This is a genomic window from Janthinobacterium sp. GW822-FHT07H11 (genome assembly GCF_058798615.1).
This window is the reverse complement of the sequence record NZ_CM179507.1, coordinates 4,336,788-4,351,794: the sequence shown is the minus strand read 5'-3', so window position 1 is coordinate 4,351,794 and position 15,007 is coordinate 4,336,788. Positions and strand designations below refer to the sequence as shown.

The window sequence follows — 15,007 nt, the reverse complement described above, 5'->3', positions numbered from 1 at the left end:
ATGGCCAGCATTCCCCGCAGCGCATACGCCGAGATGTTCGGCCCCACCAAGGGCGACCGCATCCGCCTGGCCGACACGGAACTGTTCATCGAGATCGAGCATGATTACGCGATCTACGGCGAAGAAGTGAAATTCGGCGGCGGTAAAGTCATCCGCGACGGCATGGGCCAGTCGCAGCGCTGCGCGGCCGAGGTGATGGATACCGTCATCACGAATGCCGTCATCCTCGACCACTGGGGCATCGTGAAGGCCGACATCGGCCTGAAAAACGGCCTGATCTTCGGCATCGGCAAGGCGGGCAACCCGGACATCCAGCCCGGCGTCACGCTCCCCATCGGCGGCGCCACGGAAATCATCGCCGGCGAAGGCATGATCGTCACGGCAGGCGGCGTCGATACCCACATCCACTTCATCTGCCCGCAGCAGATCGAGGAAGCCCTGATGAGCGGCGTGACCACCATGCTGGGCGGCGGCACGGGGCCGGCCGTGGGCACGGCCGCCACCACCTGCACGCCGGGTCCGTGGCATCTGCACGCCATGCTTGCGGCGGCCGACGCCTTCCCGATGAACCTGGGCTTCATGGGCAAAGGTAATGTCAGTCTGCCGCTGCCGCTGGAAGAGCAGGTGCGCGCGGGCGCCATCGGCCTGAAACTGCATGAAGACTGGGGCAGCACGCCGGCCGCCATCGACAATTGCCTGTCGGTGGCCGAGCGCATGGATGTCCAGGTGGCGCTGCACAGCGATACCCTCAACGAAGGCGGTTTTTTGGAGCACACGCTGGCCGCCTTCAAGGACCGCACCATCCACACGTTTCACACGGAAGGGGCGGGCGGCGGCCATGCGCCCGACATCATCGCCGCCGTGGGCCAGTCCAACGTGCTGCCCTCGTCGACCAACCCCACGCGCCCGTTCACCGTCAACACGCTCGACGAGCACCTGGACATGCTGATGGTGTGCCACCACCTGGACCCGGCCATCGCGGAAGACGTCGCCTTTGCCGAGTCGCGCATCCGCCGCGAAACCATCGCCGCGGAAGACATCCTGCACGACATGGGCGCCATCTCGATGATGTCGTCCGACTCGCAGGCGATGGGCCGCGTGGGCGAAGTGATCATGCGCACCTGGCAGACGGCGCACAAGATGAAGGTGCAGCGGGGGCCGCTGGCGCCCGACACGGCGCGCAGCGACAATTTTCGCGCCAAGCGCTACATCGCCAAGTACACGATCAACCCGGCCATCACGCACGGCATTTCGCACGTGGTGGGGTCCATCGAGGCGGGCAAGATCGCCGACATCGTGCTGTGGAAGCCGGCGTTTTTCGGCGTCAAGCCGTCGATGATACTCAAGGGGGGCATGATCGCCGCCGCGCAGATGGGCGACCCGAACGCCTCGATCCCCACGCCGCAGCCCGTGCATTACCGCATGATGTTCGGCGCCTTCGGCGGCGGCCTGAAAAAGTCGTTTACCTTTGTCTCGCAGGCGGCCTACGAGCTCGATATCGGCCACCAGCTCAAACTCAATAAATCCGTCATCGCCGTGAAGAACATGCGCGGCTTGCGCAAGCACGACATGATCCACAACGGCGCCACGCCGCACATGGAAGTGGACCCGGAAACCTACGCCGTGCGCGCCGACGGCCAGCTGCTCGTGTGCGAGGCGGCCAGCGTGCTGCCCATGGCGCAGCGCTATTTTCTATTTTAAGCGGGAGACATCATGCTCACATTGCATACCAAATTAAGTCCCGACGATGCGCGCGCGCCCACTGCCCAACTGGTGCTGCCCTACGACCAGCGCGAAAAATGCCGCTTGCGCGCCGTGCTGTCGAACGGCGAGGACGTGGCCGTGTTCACCGTGCGCGGCACGGTGCTGCGCGACGGCGAGCGCATGACGGGGCCGGGCGGGCAGGTGGTGCGGATCGTCGCCGCGCGCGAAGCCACCTACCTGGTGCGCTGCCTTGACGCACACACCCTGCTGCGCTGCGCCTTTCACCTGGGGAACCGCCACACACAGGCGCAGGTGGGCGACGGCTTTTTGCGCATCCGCAAGGACGTAGTGCTCAAGGAAATGCTGGAAGGCTTGCAGGCGACCGTGACGGAGGAAGACGCGCCGTTCGAGCCGGAAGCGGGCGCCTACGGCGGCGGCCACGGCCACCACGACGGCCATGGCCAGCATTTGCTGGCGCCCGTGCCGCTGCGGCAGAAAATCCACCGCCCCAGTGATACGCCGGGCGCCGCCTGATGCAGGCCTCGGCCCTGCTGCATCTGCTGCAGTTCGCCAGCCCGGCCCTGCCGATCGGCGCCTACAGCTATTCGCAGGGGCTGGAAGCGGCGCTCGAGTCAAGCCTGGTGCACGACGCGGCCACGGCGCGCGAGTGGATCGCGCAGCATCTGGCGCTGGTGCTGGCGCGCTGGGAAGCACCCCTGTGCTGGCGTTTGATGCAGGCGTTCGGGCAGCAGGATCTGCGCGCCGTGCAGCGCTGGAGCGAGCGGTTCATCGCTTCGCGCGACACGGCGGAATTTCGCGCCGAGACCATCCAGATGGGATACTCATTGAGCAAATTGCTGGCCGAACTGGGCGTGGCCGACGGCGTGCTGATCGACATGCTGCAGGGCCAGCCGGAGGTGGCGCTGCCCACCGCGTATGCCTGCGCCGTGGCGGCGCTGGCCATTCCGCGCGAAGAGGCGCTGCTGGCCATGCTGTTCGCCTGGGCGGAAAACCAGGTGCTCGTCTGCGTGAAATCCGTGCCGCTGGGGCAGGTGGCGGGCCAGCGCCTGTTGCTGTCGCTGCGCCCCGACCTGGAAGCGGCGGCCCGCACGGCGCAAACCTTGCCAGACGACGAGATGGGCAACTGGGCACCGGGCCTGTCGCTGCTGTCAATGCGGCACGAAATGCAGTACAGCCGCCTGTACCGTTCCTGAACACTACACCGAGAGACCATGCTATGACTTCGATTACCTCAAACCCCTTGCGCGTCGGCATCGGCGGCCCCGTCGGCTCGGGCAAGACGGCCCTGTGCGAAATGCTGTGCAAGGGCATGCGCGAGCGCTACGACATGGCCGTCATCACGAATGACATCTATACCAAGGAAGACATGGAAATCCTGCTGCGCGCCGGCGCCTTGCCGGCCGAGCGCCTGATGGGCGTGGAGACGGGCGGCTGTCCGCACACGGCCATCCGCGAAGATGCGTCGATCAACCTGGAAGCCATCGCGCGCATGCAGGCAGATTTTCCCAAGCTCGATTTGATCCTGGTCGAATCGGGCGGCGACAACCTGGCCGCCACCTTCAGCCCGGAACTGTCGGACCTGACCATTTATGTGATCGACGTGGCCGGCGGCGAAAAAATCCCGCGCAAGGGCGGCCCCGGCATCACGCGCTCCGATTTGCTCATTATCAACAAGACGGACCTGGCGCCGTACGTGGGCGCCAACCTCGACGTGATGGCGCAGGACGCCAGGCGCATGCGCGGCGAACGTCCCTTCGTATTCACCAACCTGCGCAGCGGCGACGGCGTGCAGGTCGTCATCGATTTTATCCGCGAGCAAGGTTTGCTCGATCAACCCGGCAAGGAGCTGCAATGAGCGCAATACTGATGACAAAAACGGCCGCCGTGGCGGCCCTGTGCCTGCTGGCCTTGCCCGCCATGGCCCACCCCGGCCATGGCGACAGCGCGGGCTTGCTGGCCGGTTTCGCCCACCCGTTCACGGGCATCGACCATTTGCTGGCCATGCTGGGCGTGGGTCTGTGGGGCGGCCAGCAGCGCCGCGGCTGGGGCCAGCCCGCCACTTTTCTCGGCATGATGCTGCTCGGCGCGCTGGCCGGCATGGTCGGATTGACGCTGCCCGGGCTGGAAACGGGCATCGCCGCCACGGTGGCACTGATCGGGCTGGCCATCGCACTGGCGCTGGCCTTGCCGAACTGGCTCGGCATGCTGCTCGTGGGCGTGTTTGCGCTGGCGCATGGCAATGCGCATGGCCAGGAATTGCCGGCCGCCTCGGCCGCCTGCGGCTTCATGCTGGCCTCGGCCATGCTGCTGTGTGCGGGACGTGTCGTCGGCCAGGTGCTGGCCGGGCGCGTGCTGCGTGTGGCCGGCGTCGCCTTGACGGCCGCCGGCGTGGTGTTGATGGGAATGAATTAGGCGCCGGGGCGCTTGTCGGAGAGCACGATGGGCGCGGCCTTTTCCGGATGTAAACCCTGGTGGCCTGCATACACGGCGGCAATGGCGGCCATGTCGGCCTCCTTGTCGCCCGTCAAATATAAATGGTCGACGACGCCCAGCACCTTGTTCGGGTAATCGATGTAGACGAGCAATAGCGGCACCTTGGCGGCCAGGGCCAGGTGATAAAAGCCGCTTTTCCAGTTCGGCCGGTAGCTGCGCGTCGCTTCCGGCGTGATGGCCAGCCAGTACCACTCGGCGGCCAGCATGCGTTCGGCCTGGCGGCCAATGGTGCCGCTGGTGGTGCTGCGGTCGACCGGTTCGCCGCCCAGGTAGCGCAGCACCTTGCCCATGGGGCCGCGGAACAGGGAATCCTTGGCCAGCCAGCGGAACGGCAGCGACAGCGCCCATTTGCCGAACAGGCCCACCATGAAATCCCAGTTCGAGGTGTGCGGGTAGACGACGGCGATGCCGCGCGGCCCGGGCAGGGGGCGGAAGCGCATGCGCCAGCCGAACAGGTGCAGCACGCGCAGCGCGCAGCGCTGGTGCCAGGTCGGCAAGTCGCCCGCTTGTACAAATAAATCGTCCATGGATACCCTTTAGTGGCTGGTCTCTGTTTTGATAGGATGGCGCTGGCGGCCATTTTCCTTGAAGCAAAAATTCTGCGCAGGCATTCTATACGGGGCTGGCGACGGCGACAAGCGGCCCGGGCCTCTATCCATGCGGCATCCGGCCCGCCGGTACCGCCAATTTAACCATGCCTGGCCAGTGTGCCGGGCACTAAATGCGCGCGCCGCTGTCATATCTTGATGCTGGTTGATTCACCAGACATGGAGCGATGGCATGAAAAACAGTATCGATGTGAACAACAGCCTGGATGTGCTCAGCGAGGGCAATGCGCGGACGGACAAGGTGACGGCCGAGCTGGTCGAGCGCGGCGTGGCCTTTCATCATGCATTGGGGCGGACGGTGGCGACGGCCTACCTGCGGGAAAATGCCGTGCCAGCCGACGTCATCTATCGCGTCTTCAGCAGTGCGCAGGCGCGGCGCCCGGCGCGTCCGGCGCGGCGCCGATGGCGCTAGGGGCGAGGGCAGCGGGCGGGCGGCAATACAAAACGGCGGGGCCGCGATCCCGGCGTGATGGCTTGCGGGATCGGGACACCCGCCGGCGGGGGCGGTAAGGGCGGGCGATCAGGCCAGTGCCGGGTAATCCGTGTAACCGCGTGCGTCCGGTGCATACAGGGTGTCGGCGTTCAGCGGGTTGAGCGGCGCATCGCCGTGCAGGCGGATGGGCAGGTCGGGGTTGGCGATGAACCACAGGCCGAAGGCCACGGCATCGGCTTCGCCGGACGCCAGCAGGGCTTCGGCCGCCGCCTTGTCCATTTTTTCATTGGCAATGTAGACACCGCCGAATTGCTGCTTCAGGTAAGGGCCCAGGCGGTCTTCGCCGAGCGCTTCGCGCGCGCAGATGAAGGCGATGCCGCGCTTGCCCAGTTCGCGCGCCACGTAGCCGAAGGTGGCGCGCGGGTCGGAATCGCCCATGTCGTGCGCATCGCGGCGTGGCGCCAGGTGCATGCCCACCCTGTCGGCGCCCCACACTGCTATGCACGCGTCCGTCACTTCCAGCATCAATCGGGCGCGATTTTCAATCGAGCCGCCGTAGTTGTCCGTACGCAAGTTGGTGCTGTCTTGCAGGAACTGGTCGAGCAAGTACCCGTTGGCGCCGTGGATTTCCACGCCGTCGAAGCCCGCTTTTTTTGCATTTTCGGCGCCCAGGCGGTAGGCGGCCACGATGCCGGGGATTTCTTCCGCATCGAGCGCGCGCGGTGTCACGTATTCCTGTTGCGGGCGCACCAGGCTCACATGGCCGGCCGGCTTGACGGCGCTGGGTGCCACAGGCAGGTCGCCGTCCAGGAACAGGGGCGCGGAAATGCGGCCCACATGCCACAGTTGCAGCACGATCTTGCCGCCCGCCTCATGCACGGCGCGGGTGATGTGTTTCCAGCCCTCCACCTGCTCGTCGGACCAGATGCCGGGCGTGTCGGCATAGCCCACGCCCTGCGGCGTGACGGCCGTCGCTTCCGAGATGATCATGCCGGCCGAGGCGCGCTGCGTGTAGTACTCGGCCATCAGGGCGTTTGGCACGCGGCCCGGGTTGCCGGCGCGCGAACGCGTCAGCGGCGCCATGATGATGCGGTTTTTCAATTGCAAACTGCCTATGGTGATGGGGTCGAATAAAGTTGCCATGATTGCTATCTTTCCTGTCGAGAATGCCGCGGACGGCGATATGGATGGGGTTGCTGTTACAAACCTTGCTGCATGTGCTGCAGAAAGGCCTCGATGGTGGCTTCATTGCGCTTGAAGAAGCTCCATTGGCCAACTTTCCTGGTGGAAATCAAGCCGGCCTTCTGCAAGGTGGCCAGGTGGGCCGAGACCGTCGATTGCGACAGCCCCAGGCGGCGGTCGATCAGGCCGGCGCAGACGCCGAAGTCGAGCGGATGGTCTTGTTCGCAAAAATACTGCTCCGGCTCCTTCAGCCACTGCAGGATCTGCCGCCGTACGGGATTGGCCAGCGCCTTGTGGATGGCGTCGATGTCCATGCTGTTTCTCCTGGTGATGTTCGTCTTCAAACGATCTATGTATCGTCTTTTGTGAATTTCAATATCGGTATATTACGATATAAGTGAAAAGCCTGCTGGCCAGTGGATTTTTCAGGCAGGGTTCAGGCGAAGTGGAACAGCAGCAGGGCGATGACGGCGGGCACCGTTTGCAGGTAGAGGATGCGCGTCATGACGGTGGCCGCGCCCCATACGCCTGCCACGGCAATGCATGCCAGGCCGAAGACGGTGAACGCATGGGCGATGGCCGCGTCCGGGTGAAAAAAGCCCAGCGCCAGCGCGGCGACGAGAAAACCGTTGTAGCAGCCCTGGTTCGACATGGCGGGGCGCACGATTTCCGCCTTTTCCTTGCTCAGGCCAAAGACCTTGCGTCCGCGCGCATCGAACAGCACGGTTTCCAGCAACACGATGTAGACGTGCAGCAGCAGGATGAGGGCGGTAAGGATTTGGGCCAGTAGCAGCATCATTGTTCCCGAGAGTGAATGGATGCAGTAATTATGCTGCCGTCAGCATGTTTTTTGGCAACATTTGATTGGAGTGGCCGCACTAGAAAAATGTGCTTGCGGCAAGAGCGTTCACCCGATGGTATACTTTTGCCTTTGCTCCTGTGGGGACGACCCCGCTCGCTGTGGGGCTGCATGGCGGGGACGACCCCGCCGCCTCGGGAGAATAATCATGGCGTGGATCATCCTGGTCTTGGCGGGCTTGCTGGAAATCGGCTGGGCCATCGGCCTCAAATACAGCGCCGGCTTTACCCGCCTCGTGCCATCCGTGTTGACGGCCGTGTCCATGCTGGGCAGCGTGGTGATGCTGGGCCTGGCCTTGCGTACCTTGCCACTGGGCACCGCCTACGCGATCTGGACCGGTATCGGCACCGTGGGTACGGCCATCTTCGGCATCATGGTGCTGGGCGAACCGGCCAGCGCCGCGCGCATCGCCTGCATCGCCCTGATCGTGTCGGGCATCCTGGGCTTGAAACTGCTCAGCCCGCAGTAACGTCCTTTTCCCTGTTGCGCCCTGCGCCCTGCGCTGTCGCGCTGCCCTGATCGACCAGGCGGCGGGCGGGCAGGGCGTTGTTGTTTTTATTTACCTTGAAAGGACTGTCGCATGAGCCTCGCCATGACGTATTTTTACCTGGCCATCGCCATCATCGCTGAAGTGATCGCCACCAGCGCCTTGAAGGCATCCGAGGGCTTCAGCCGCTTGTGGCCCAGCGTGATCACCGTCGTCGGCTACAGCATCGCCTTCTGGTGCTTGTCGCTGACCCTGAAGGTCATTCCTACCGGTATCGTGTATGCGATCTGGTCGGGCGTGGGCATCGTGCTCATTTCCGCCGTGGGCTGGTTCTGGTTCAAGCAAAGCCTCGATACGCCGGCCCTGATCGGCCTGGGGCTGATCATTGCCGGCGTCCTCGTCATTAACTTGTTTTCCAAGTCCGTCGGCCACTAATCAAAAGCTGCTGGCCACCCGCGCCAGGTAATACCACTCCGCATTGGCTTGCGCGTTGACGTCAGGGAAGAGGATGTAGGCGTCGAATTCGGCCGTCACGGGCGTGCCGTCCGCGCGCACGCCGATCTGTTCGCCCTGTTTCACCTTGTCAAAGCTGGACCAGGTCTTGATGAAGCGGTCGCTTGCGTGCAGCTTGTCGTGCACGACGACCATGTTCAGCGCTTCCATGTCGGCGTCGGCGATCGGTTCCGGTTGCGGTGCATCAATGAAGCCGAGGAAGGCCAGCGTATTCTTGATGGCGCGGTAGGCCACGTCGGGCGCGGCCGGGTCCGCGTGCTGGCCGCATTCCAGCGTCAGCGCATAGCCGCCCGTCGAGCGCATGTATTCGGTGGTGCCCACGCCGTAGCGCAAGACCAGGCCCACCTGCTCGCTATTGCCCAGGCGGCGCTGCACCCCCTGGCCATACGCATGCAGCCAGCCATCGACGAAGCGGCGTACGCCCAGGCGGCGCGCCAGCGCGCGTTCCTTCTCTTCATGTTGAAACGGTTGCAGCGGGCCATCGTTGTTGCGCGGTCCCACCATGACGAAGGGCTGGCTGTCGGCATTGAACGAGTGCAAGTCCAGCAGCACGTCGTGCTGGCCCAGCAAGGGGCACAGCCAGTTGGCGATGCGGTCTTCGAAATCCTGTGGATTGTCGTTCGGGAACAGATTGCGGTTCAGGTTGCGGTCGCCGCTGCGCACGCCCTTGGCGTAGGCCAGCGGGTTGGTGATGGGCACGAAGGTGACGCTGCCGGCCACGATGGAGAGGGCGCCGCTGTCGAGTTCAGCCATCACGCGGTGGATGCCCTTGGTGCCGCAGGTTTCATTGCCGTGCACGGCGCCTGTGACGATCAGGCGCGGGCCGCTGCCCTGGCCCGTGTAGTTGATGGACTTGAAGTGGAGTGCGCTGCTCATGCTGGACATATCCTATGCTGTTGCGGGAAGGGAAAGCGGGGTCGGCATATTTTAGCGGGATTCGCCGTGCACGCCTGCAAAAATGTGGCCATGGCGCACTCTGGCGTGGCATGATCGGCGCCACCGTTGTTTTCCCTTGCCCATTCCATGCTCAGCACGTCCCATTCTTCCCGCCTGTATGGCCTCGATACCTTGCGCGCGCTGGCCATCGTGCTTGTGTTCATGAATCATTATCTGCTGTTCGTCAGCGAGGGCGGGGCGTTCGGTTTCTGGGGAGAAATCGGCTGGACAGGCGTGGACCTGTTCTTCGCTCTCAGCGGCTATTTGATCGGCAACCAGATCTTCGCGGCCCTGCGCAGCGAACACGGGTTTTCCTTGCCCCGCTTCTATGCGCGGAGATTTTTGCGCACCTTGCCCAATTTCTATGTCGTGCTGGCCCTGTATTACTTGTGGCCCGCATTTCGCGGTGACAACGCGCTATTGCCGCTGTGGAAATTCCTGACCTTTACGCAAAACATCAACCTGACGCCGGGCACGGCGTTTTCGCATGCGTGGTCGCTGTGCGTGGAAGAGCAGTTCTATGTGCTGCTGCCGGCCGTGGCGCTGGCGATCGCCGCCTGCCGCAAGCCCTTGCTGTGGGCGTGGCTGGCCGTGGCCGCCAGCTTGATCGTCGGCATGCTGGTGCGCGCGTATTTGTGGGATGAGTACGTGCACCTGCCGCGCGGCAGCCTCGGCTATTACAAGTATATTTATTACGCGTCGTGGTGCCGCTTCGACGAGCTGGTGGCGGGCGTGGCGCTGGCGCTGCTGAAGAACTACCATCCTGCCGCCTGGGCGCGCCTGACCGCCTACGGCAACCGCACCTTGCTGGCGGGAATCGCGGGCACGGCGCTGATGTTTTATGTGTTTCTCAACGATCACTATGGCTATGCGGTGACCGTGTTCGGCTATCCGGCCCTGGCCGCCAGTTTTACCTTGCTGCTGGTCGCCGCGCTGAGTCCTGCCAGTGCGCTCTATCAACTGCGCGTGCCGGGCGCGGCCAGCCTGGCGTTGTGGTCGTATGCGATTTATTTGCTGCACAAGCAGCTGTGCATCTTGCTGCGGCCGGTGTTGCAGGACATGGGGCATGGGCCGGATGGTGCGCCGGCAATACTGATCAGCATTGCTGTCAGCATCGCCACGGGCTGGCTCCTATATAAAGTGGTGGAAACGCCGTTCATGCGCCTGCGGGCGCGTTATGTGCCGGCTAATCACCGCTGAGGTACGGCATTTCCCGCAGTGGGCTTTGCCAAGGCTGCATCATGCATGTTTAACGCCGGCCAAAGCCCGAGCCGGAGCCAACCCTCGTGCCAGCGCAGCAAAATATATCGTCAAATCTTTCAACGGATTTCATTTTTTCAAACAAGCTGGCCTTGAGTATTTCTCCCCTTTCCCTCTCTCTTTTGCTCATGTGAGATAGTGCCTCGTTGATTTGTGGCCAATCGCAAAAGGTGTCATGTGGCGCGCAAAAAGAGTGCCATGCATAGGCCTCGGCAATATCGTAGACCTTGGACTTTTTGTCTACGTAGTACAGGAGGACGTTCATCTCTGCCTTGGCAAATCCCCGTTCTGCAGCGCCGCGAAATAATTGCAGCAAGTCCGCATCGCGCGCGCCTCCGCGGAGCTGCAAGACGCTGGCAAGGTGGAACATGGATGGAGGGAAAAATTTCGCGGCGGATTTTGATAGGTAGAACACCGCAGTGTCGAGGTCACGGTCCTCGCAAGCGCCGAGGTAGGCCTTGATGCCCATCAAGTGCTGAGCCTGCGTATCGCCGCTGTCGGCGCGCGTCTTGACGAGTGTGTGTGATTCAGTGCTGCAATCTTGCGGCAATGCCTCTACGATACGCTGGCTCGCAGGTGCCTGCACATCTTCTGCGCCGGCTACGCCTGGACCAGCCATGGCGGCAATCAAGAGGGCGCATTGCAGCCACATGGCGATCTTGGTTGAACGTCTTTTCATTGTCTCTCCTGGCCTGATGGTCATTTCAAATGGCGTGCTGCCGGTGTTGTCGGCAGGCATCATTGTTCTTGGAGTGTACAGGAACCTGCTACGACGAAATTGACGTGGCGCATTTGACAGGCAAGTTCGCAGGAGTAAATTACATATCGATTACATCGAGTCCGCGCGGCGTGCCGACCAGTAACTCCAGGATCGCATGCACGCGCAGATTCGTGTCTTCATGTTCCGTGTTGAAGATCAGGCTGCGCAGGCCGGGCACGGCTTCCGTGATGTGGGGGCTGGCGTAGGCATTGATCAATAACAAGACCAGGTCCGTGGCGCCCGCGCCGGGCTGGCGCCGCAGCCGGTCGTGGATCACGTTCAGCAGCGCGCGCTGCATGCGCGGCGTGGGATTGCTGATGTAGGCGAAGACGCTTGGCGTGTTGGCGATGGCCGCGCAGATGCGCCGCTCGATCTCGTCGGGCTTCACGTCGGAGGCGATATCGAAATACGCGGCTTCCCAGCGCGTGCGCGCATACGGGTGGCCGGGCGGGAAGGAGTCGGCCGTTTCGAAACCGCAGATGCGGCTCAGGGTTTTCAGCCAGGCTAATAGGGTGGAGTTCATGCCGCGATTTTAGCGGCATTCCGCGTGCGCCGGGCCGACTCTATATAAAGGAGGCTGACGCCCGGGAAGCGGCTCAAAAAGAGATTAAAGTTTCCTGCAAAACAGCCCTTGTCATTCTGGGAAAGCCTCTCTATAATGCTGGTCTTCGGGGCGGTTAGTTCAGCTGGTTAGAATACTTGGTCGACATCCAAGGGGTCGGGGATTCGAATTCCTCACCGCCCACCAGAATTTTGCAGTAGGCAGTTTTAGTTGTTAAGCTGGCGCAAGCCGCAAGCGGTCATTTGAAATACAATGATCAACAAAAGTTTTACGGGCGGTTAGTTCAGCTGGTTAGAATACTTGGTCGACATCCAAGGGGTCGGGGATTCGAATTCCTCACCGCCCACCAGAATGCAGTTAGAGAGAAAGGGTAAACCGGTTATGACACCGCGAACTACTACCAAGCTTTGGGAGTGACGCTAGTCGAACGGGTTTCCTTTGTCTTAAGAAAGTGAAAAACGCGGCTAGTCCGCGTTTTTTTGCGTCTGCGTTTTCCTTTCAGTTATTTTACCCATCACATCGCAGTTTTACCTGGCGCCAGCGCCGATATGGAGATCAATATGCTTACAATCCGACTTCCCGATGGTTCCGCCCGTCAATTTGACGGCCCGGTCACCGTGGCCCAGGTTGCGGCCAATATTGGTACCGGCCTGGCCAAGGCTGCCCTGGCCGGTAAAGTCGATGGCAAGCTGGTCGACACTTCCTATCTGATCGAGCAAGACGCGGAACTGGCGATCGTCACGGACAAGGACGCCGATGGCCTGGAAGTGATACGCCATTCGACGGCCCACTTGCTGGCCTATGCCGTCAAGGAATTGTTCCCGGACGCGCAAGTGACCATCGGTCCCGTGATCGACAACGGCTTTTATTATGACTTCGCCTACAAGCGCCCGTTCACGCCGGAAGACCTGGTCGCGATCGAAAAGAAAATGGCGGAACTGGCCAAGAAGGATGAGCAAGTCACGCGCAAGGTGGTTGCCCGCGACGAAGCCATCGAATACTTCAACAGTATCGGCGAAGCCTACAAGGCTGAACTGATTGGTTCGATCCCGGCCGACCAGGAAGTGTCGCTGTATTCCGAAGGCAAGTTCACGGACTTGTGCCGTGGCCCGCACGTGCCATCGACGGGCAAGCTGAAAGTGTTCAAGCTGATGAAGCTGGCCGGCGCCTACTGGCGCGGCGACTCGAAAAACGAGATGCTGCAGCGTATCTATGGCACGGCCTGGGCCAAGAAGGAAGACCAGGAATTGTATTTGCATAACCTGGAAGAGGCGGAAAAGCGCGATCACCGCAAGCTGGGCAAGCAGCTCGATTTCTTCCATTTCCAGGAAGAGGCTCCGGGCCTGATCTTCTGGCACCCGAAAGGCTGGTCGATCTGGCAGCAAGTCGAGCAATACATGCGCAATGTATACCAGGTCAACGGCTATCAGGAAGTCAAGGCGCCGCAGATTCTCGACCGTGGCCTGTGGGAAAAAACCGGTCACTGGGATAATTACCGTGAAAACATGTTCATCACGGAATCGGAAAACCGCGCCTATGCGCTGAAGCCGATGAATTGCCCTGGGCATATCCAGATTTTCAACAATGGCATGCGCAGCTACCGCGACCTGCCATTGCGCTACGGCGAATTCGGCCAATGCCACCGCAACGAGCCATCGGGCGCCTTGCACGGCATGATGCGCGTGCGCGGCTTTACGCAGGATGACGGCCACATCTTCTGTCTGGAAGAGCAGATCGCCGGCGAAGTGACGGCGTTCCACCAGCAGGCCATGGATGTGTACACGGCATTCGGCTTCACGAACATCGACGTGAAACTGGCCTTGCGTCCCGATAACCGCATCGGTACGGAAGAGTCGTGGGATTTCGCCGAGGAGTCGTTGCGTTCTGCCCTGCGCGCCTGTGGCGTGGAGTGGACGGAATTGCCGGGCGAGGGCGCGTTCTACGGCCCGAAGATCGAGTACCACCTGAAAGATAGCCTGGGCCGCGCATGGCAAGTGGGCACCGTGCAGATCGACCCGTCGATGCCGGGCCGCCTGGGTGCCGAATACGTGGCCGTGGACAACACGCGTCAAGTCCCCATCATGCTGCACCGCGCGATCGTGGGCTCGCTGGAACGTTTCATCGGCATCCTGATCGAACACTATGCGGGCGCCATGCCCTTGTGGTTGTCGCCGGTGCAGGTGTCGGTGTTGAATATTTCCGACGCTCAAGCCGATTATGTACAGGAAGTTACAACAAAACTGCGCAAAGCGGGGCTGCGCGTACAGGCGGATTTGCGTAACGAGAAGATTACCTATAAAATACGTGAACATTCCGTACAAAAATTGCCTTACATCTTAGTAATTGGCGACAAAGAGCGGGATGCGAATACAGTGGCCGTGCGGGCGCGGGGCAATGTCGATTTGGGCGTCATGTCCGTCGATGCCCTGATTGAGCGACTCAAACATGAAGTCGACACCAAGGCCTGACGAGGAAACTCGCTGCACGACCGTCTTACAAGATTTTTAAAGGAAATTACAATAGCTACTGACAAGTCACATCGCATCAATGGCGAAATCACTGCCCCTGAAATGCGTTTAAGCGGGGTCGATAACGAGCCACTCGGTATCGTAAGTTTGGCTGAAGCCTTCCGCCTGGCGGAAGAGGCAAACGTCGACCTGGTGGAAATTGCGCCTACCGCGCAGCCACCGGTGTGCCGTTTGATGGACTACGGCAAATTTAAGTATTCGGAGCAGAAGAAAGCTCACGAAGCCAAATTGAAGCAAAAGATCATCCTCGTGAAGGAAGTCAAATTCCGTCCGGGGACTGATGATGGTGACTACAATATCAAGTTGCGTAATCTCATCAAGTTCCTTGAAGACGGCGATAAAACCAAGATCACCTTGCGTTTCCGCGGTCGTGAGATGGCGCACCAGGATATTGGCTTCCGCATGCTGGAACGTCTGAAAGCCGATCTGGAGCCGTACGGCCAGGTCGAGCAGTTCCCGAAGATGGAAGGCCGCCAAATGATCATGGTTCTTTCGCCTAAGAAGAAGAAGTAAGTTACAATAGCGTTTTACTGTGGGTGGAAACTGCGTGTGCCAGCATTGGCGCGGCGTCATACCCCAGGCAGAATTTGCGCGGCCCGGCCAGTAATGTCCGGGCCGCGCGAACTGTAGCGGACTCGCATCCGCTGCACAACATGTGAAA

General features: G+C 61.5%; 18 protein-coding genes and 2 tRNA genes. 13 read left to right on the top strand and 7 right to left on the bottom strand.

Features of this window, described 5'->3' with window-relative positions; all coding sequences use genetic code 11:
• Genes ureC through AC3RCJ_RS19170 form a run of 5 tightly spaced genes read left to right on the top strand, consistent with a single transcriptional unit; the run spans position 1 to position 4,137 of the window.
• On the top strand, positions 1-1,701 hold the full coding sequence (gene ureC / locus AC3RCJ_RS19190; protein ID WP_492961428.1) for an urease subunit alpha: 1,701 nt from the start codon (positions 1-3) through the stop codon (positions 1,699-1,701).
• 12 nt (positions 1,702-1,713) lie between these two features.
• A complete protein-coding gene (ureE, locus tag AC3RCJ_RS19185) occupies positions 1,714-2,238 on the top strand; it encodes an urease accessory protein UreE (RefSeq protein ID WP_492961430.1) in 525 nt (174 codons plus the stop codon).
• Positions 2,238-2,918 (top strand): urease accessory protein UreF, encoded by a 681-nt coding sequence (locus tag AC3RCJ_RS19180; protein WP_492961432.1) that lies wholly within the window; start codon positions 2,238-2,240, stop codon positions 2,916-2,918. The genes ureE and AC3RCJ_RS19180 overlap by 1 nt, the downstream gene beginning before the upstream one ends.
• 23 nt (positions 2,919-2,941) lie before the next feature.
• Positions 2,942-3,580: an urease accessory protein UreG gene (ureG, locus tag AC3RCJ_RS19175; protein WP_492961434.1), complete on the top strand. Its 639-nt coding sequence runs from the start codon at positions 2,942-2,944 to the stop codon at positions 3,578-3,580.
• Positions 3,577-4,137, top strand: a complete 561-nt coding sequence (locus tag AC3RCJ_RS19170) for a HupE/UreJ family protein (protein ID WP_492961436.1) — start codon at positions 3,577-3,579, stop codon at positions 4,135-4,137. The genes ureG and AC3RCJ_RS19170 overlap by 4 nt, the downstream gene beginning before the upstream one ends.
• On the opposite strand, the gene AC3RCJ_RS19165 is transcribed toward AC3RCJ_RS19170, so the two are convergent.
• Positions 4,134-4,745 carry a 1-acyl-sn-glycerol-3-phosphate acyltransferase gene (locus AC3RCJ_RS19165; protein ID WP_492961438.1) on the bottom strand — a complete coding sequence of 204 codons (612 nt, stop codon included), beginning with the start codon at positions 4,743-4,745 and terminating at the stop codon, positions 4,134-4,136. The genes AC3RCJ_RS19170 and AC3RCJ_RS19165 overlap by 4 nt on opposite strands.
• 253 nt (positions 4,746-4,998) lie before the next feature.
• On the opposite strand from AC3RCJ_RS19165, the gene AC3RCJ_RS19160 reads away from it, so the two are divergent.
• Positions 4,999-5,238: a hypothetical protein gene (locus AC3RCJ_RS19160; RefSeq protein WP_492961440.1), complete on the top strand. Its 240-nt coding sequence runs from the start codon at positions 4,999-5,001 to the stop codon at positions 5,236-5,238.
• Between the two features lie 108 nt (positions 5,239-5,346).
• On the opposite strand, the gene AC3RCJ_RS19155 is transcribed toward AC3RCJ_RS19160, so the two are convergent.
• From AC3RCJ_RS19155 to AC3RCJ_RS19145, 3 genes are all read right to left on the bottom strand, one after another.
• Positions 5,347-6,402 (bottom strand): alkene reductase, encoded by a 1,056-nt coding sequence (locus AC3RCJ_RS19155; protein ID WP_492961442.1) that lies wholly within the window; start codon positions 6,400-6,402, stop codon positions 5,347-5,349.
• 56 nt (positions 6,403-6,458) lie between these two features.
• Positions 6,459-6,755, bottom strand: a complete 297-nt coding sequence (locus tag AC3RCJ_RS19150; protein ID WP_492961444.1) for an ArsR/SmtB family transcription factor — start codon at positions 6,753-6,755, stop codon at positions 6,459-6,461.
• Positions 6,756-6,877: 122 nt separating this feature from the next.
• Positions 6,878-7,240, bottom strand: coding sequence for a DUF1304 domain-containing protein (locus AC3RCJ_RS19145; protein ID WP_035819959.1), 363 nt, complete (start codon positions 7,238-7,240; stop codon positions 6,878-6,880).
• A gap of 208 nt (positions 7,241-7,448) precedes the next feature.
• Between AC3RCJ_RS19145 and sugE the strand changes: the two genes are divergently transcribed.
• Positions 7,449-7,769, top strand: coding sequence for a quaternary ammonium compound efflux SMR transporter SugE (gene sugE, locus AC3RCJ_RS19140; RefSeq protein ID WP_070217981.1), 321 nt, complete (start codon positions 7,449-7,451; stop codon positions 7,767-7,769).
• Between the two features lie 123 nt (positions 7,770-7,892).
• Positions 7,893-8,222 carry an SMR family transporter gene (locus tag AC3RCJ_RS19135; protein WP_070217979.1) on the top strand — a complete coding sequence of 110 codons (330 nt, stop codon included), beginning with the start codon at positions 7,893-7,895 and terminating at the stop codon, positions 8,220-8,222.
• Here AC3RCJ_RS19135 and AC3RCJ_RS19130 read toward each other — a convergent pair whose 3' ends face one another.
• Positions 8,223-9,185, bottom strand: a complete 963-nt coding sequence (locus tag AC3RCJ_RS19130; RefSeq protein WP_492961447.1) for a M14 family metallopeptidase — start codon at positions 9,183-9,185, stop codon at positions 8,223-8,225.
• Positions 9,186-9,323: 138 nt separating this feature from the next.
• On the opposite strand from AC3RCJ_RS19130, the gene AC3RCJ_RS19125 reads away from it, so the two are divergent.
• On the top strand, positions 9,324-10,436 hold the full coding sequence (locus AC3RCJ_RS19125; RefSeq protein ID WP_492961449.1) for an acyltransferase family protein: 1,113 nt from the start codon (positions 9,324-9,326) through the stop codon (positions 10,434-10,436).
• Between the two features lie 49 nt (positions 10,437-10,485).
• On the opposite strand, the gene AC3RCJ_RS19120 is transcribed toward AC3RCJ_RS19125, so the two are convergent.
• Positions 10,486-11,238, bottom strand: a complete 753-nt coding sequence (locus AC3RCJ_RS19120; protein WP_492964742.1) for a tetratricopeptide repeat protein — start codon at positions 11,236-11,238, stop codon at positions 10,486-10,488.
• A gap of 76 nt (positions 11,239-11,314) precedes the next feature.
• Positions 11,315-11,779: a hypothetical protein gene (locus tag AC3RCJ_RS19115; protein ID WP_492961453.1), complete on the bottom strand. Its 465-nt coding sequence runs from the start codon at positions 11,777-11,779 to the stop codon at positions 11,315-11,317.
• Between the two features lie 148 nt (positions 11,780-11,927).
• On the opposite strand from AC3RCJ_RS19115, the gene AC3RCJ_RS19110 reads away from it, so the two are divergent.
• From AC3RCJ_RS19110 to infC, 4 genes are all read left to right on the top strand, one after another.
• Positions 11,928-12,004 (top strand) — tRNA-Val (locus AC3RCJ_RS19110).
• Positions 12,005-12,090: 86 nt separating this feature from the next.
• Positions 12,091-12,167 (top strand) — tRNA-Val (locus AC3RCJ_RS19105).
• 211 nt (positions 12,168-12,378) lie between these two features.
• On the top strand, positions 12,379-14,286 hold the full coding sequence (thrS, locus tag AC3RCJ_RS19100) for a threonine--tRNA ligase (protein WP_230539337.1): 1,908 nt from the start codon (positions 12,379-12,381) through the stop codon (positions 14,284-14,286).
• 12 nt (positions 14,287-14,298) lie between these two features.
• Positions 14,299-14,859, top strand: a complete 561-nt coding sequence (infC, locus tag AC3RCJ_RS19095; protein ID WP_205711303.1) for a translation initiation factor IF-3 — start codon at positions 14,299-14,301, stop codon at positions 14,857-14,859.
• Positions 14,860-15,007: the final 148 nt, after the last annotated feature.

Bases quoted from the DNA above. Each gene is read 5' to 3' on its own strand.
- ureC (WP_492961428.1), top strand. From the start codon at position 1: ATGGCCAGCATTCCCCGCAGCGCATACGCCGAGATGTTCGGCCCCACC.
- ureE (WP_492961430.1), top strand. From the start codon at position 1,714: ATGCTCACATTGCATACCAAATTAAGTCCCGACGATGCGCGCGCGCCC.
- AC3RCJ_RS19180 (WP_492961432.1), top strand. From the start codon at position 2,238: ATGCAGGCCTCGGCCCTGCTGCATCTGCTGCAGTTCGCCAGCCCGGCC.
- ureG (WP_492961434.1), top strand. From the start codon at position 2,942: ATGACTTCGATTACCTCAAACCCCTTGCGCGTCGGCATCGGCGGCCCC.
- AC3RCJ_RS19170 (WP_492961436.1), top strand. From the start codon at position 3,577: ATGAGCGCAATACTGATGACAAAAACGGCCGCCGTGGCGGCCCTGTGC.
- AC3RCJ_RS19165 (WP_492961438.1), bottom strand. From the start codon at position 4,745: ATGGACGATTTATTTGTACAAGCGGGCGACTTGCCGACCTGGCACCAG.
- AC3RCJ_RS19160 (WP_492961440.1), top strand. From the start codon at position 4,999: ATGAAAAACAGTATCGATGTGAACAACAGCCTGGATGTGCTCAGCGAG.
- AC3RCJ_RS19155 (WP_492961442.1), bottom strand. From the start codon at position 6,402: ATGGCAACTTTATTCGACCCCATCACCATAGGCAGTTTGCAATTGAAA.
- AC3RCJ_RS19150 (WP_492961444.1), bottom strand. From the start codon at position 6,755: ATGGACATCGACGCCATCCACAAGGCGCTGGCCAATCCCGTACGGCGG.
- AC3RCJ_RS19145 (WP_035819959.1), bottom strand. From the start codon at position 7,240: ATGATGCTGCTACTGGCCCAAATCCTTACCGCCCTCATCCTGCTGCTG.
- sugE (WP_070217981.1), top strand. From the start codon at position 7,449: ATGGCGTGGATCATCCTGGTCTTGGCGGGCTTGCTGGAAATCGGCTGG.
- AC3RCJ_RS19135 (WP_070217979.1), top strand. From the start codon at position 7,893: ATGACGTATTTTTACCTGGCCATCGCCATCATCGCTGAAGTGATCGCC.
- AC3RCJ_RS19130 (WP_492961447.1), bottom strand. From the start codon at position 9,185: ATGTCCAGCATGAGCAGCGCACTCCACTTCAAGTCCATCAACTACACG.
- AC3RCJ_RS19125 (WP_492961449.1), top strand. From the start codon at position 9,324: ATGCTCAGCACGTCCCATTCTTCCCGCCTGTATGGCCTCGATACCTTG.
- AC3RCJ_RS19120 (WP_492964742.1), bottom strand. From the start codon at position 11,238: ATGATGCCTGCCGACAACACCGGCAGCACGCCATTTGAAATGACCATC.
- AC3RCJ_RS19115 (WP_492961453.1), bottom strand. From the start codon at position 11,779: ATGAACTCCACCCTATTAGCCTGGCTGAAAACCCTGAGCCGCATCTGC.
- thrS (WP_230539337.1), top strand. From the start codon at position 12,379: ATGCTTACAATCCGACTTCCCGATGGTTCCGCCCGTCAATTTGACGGC.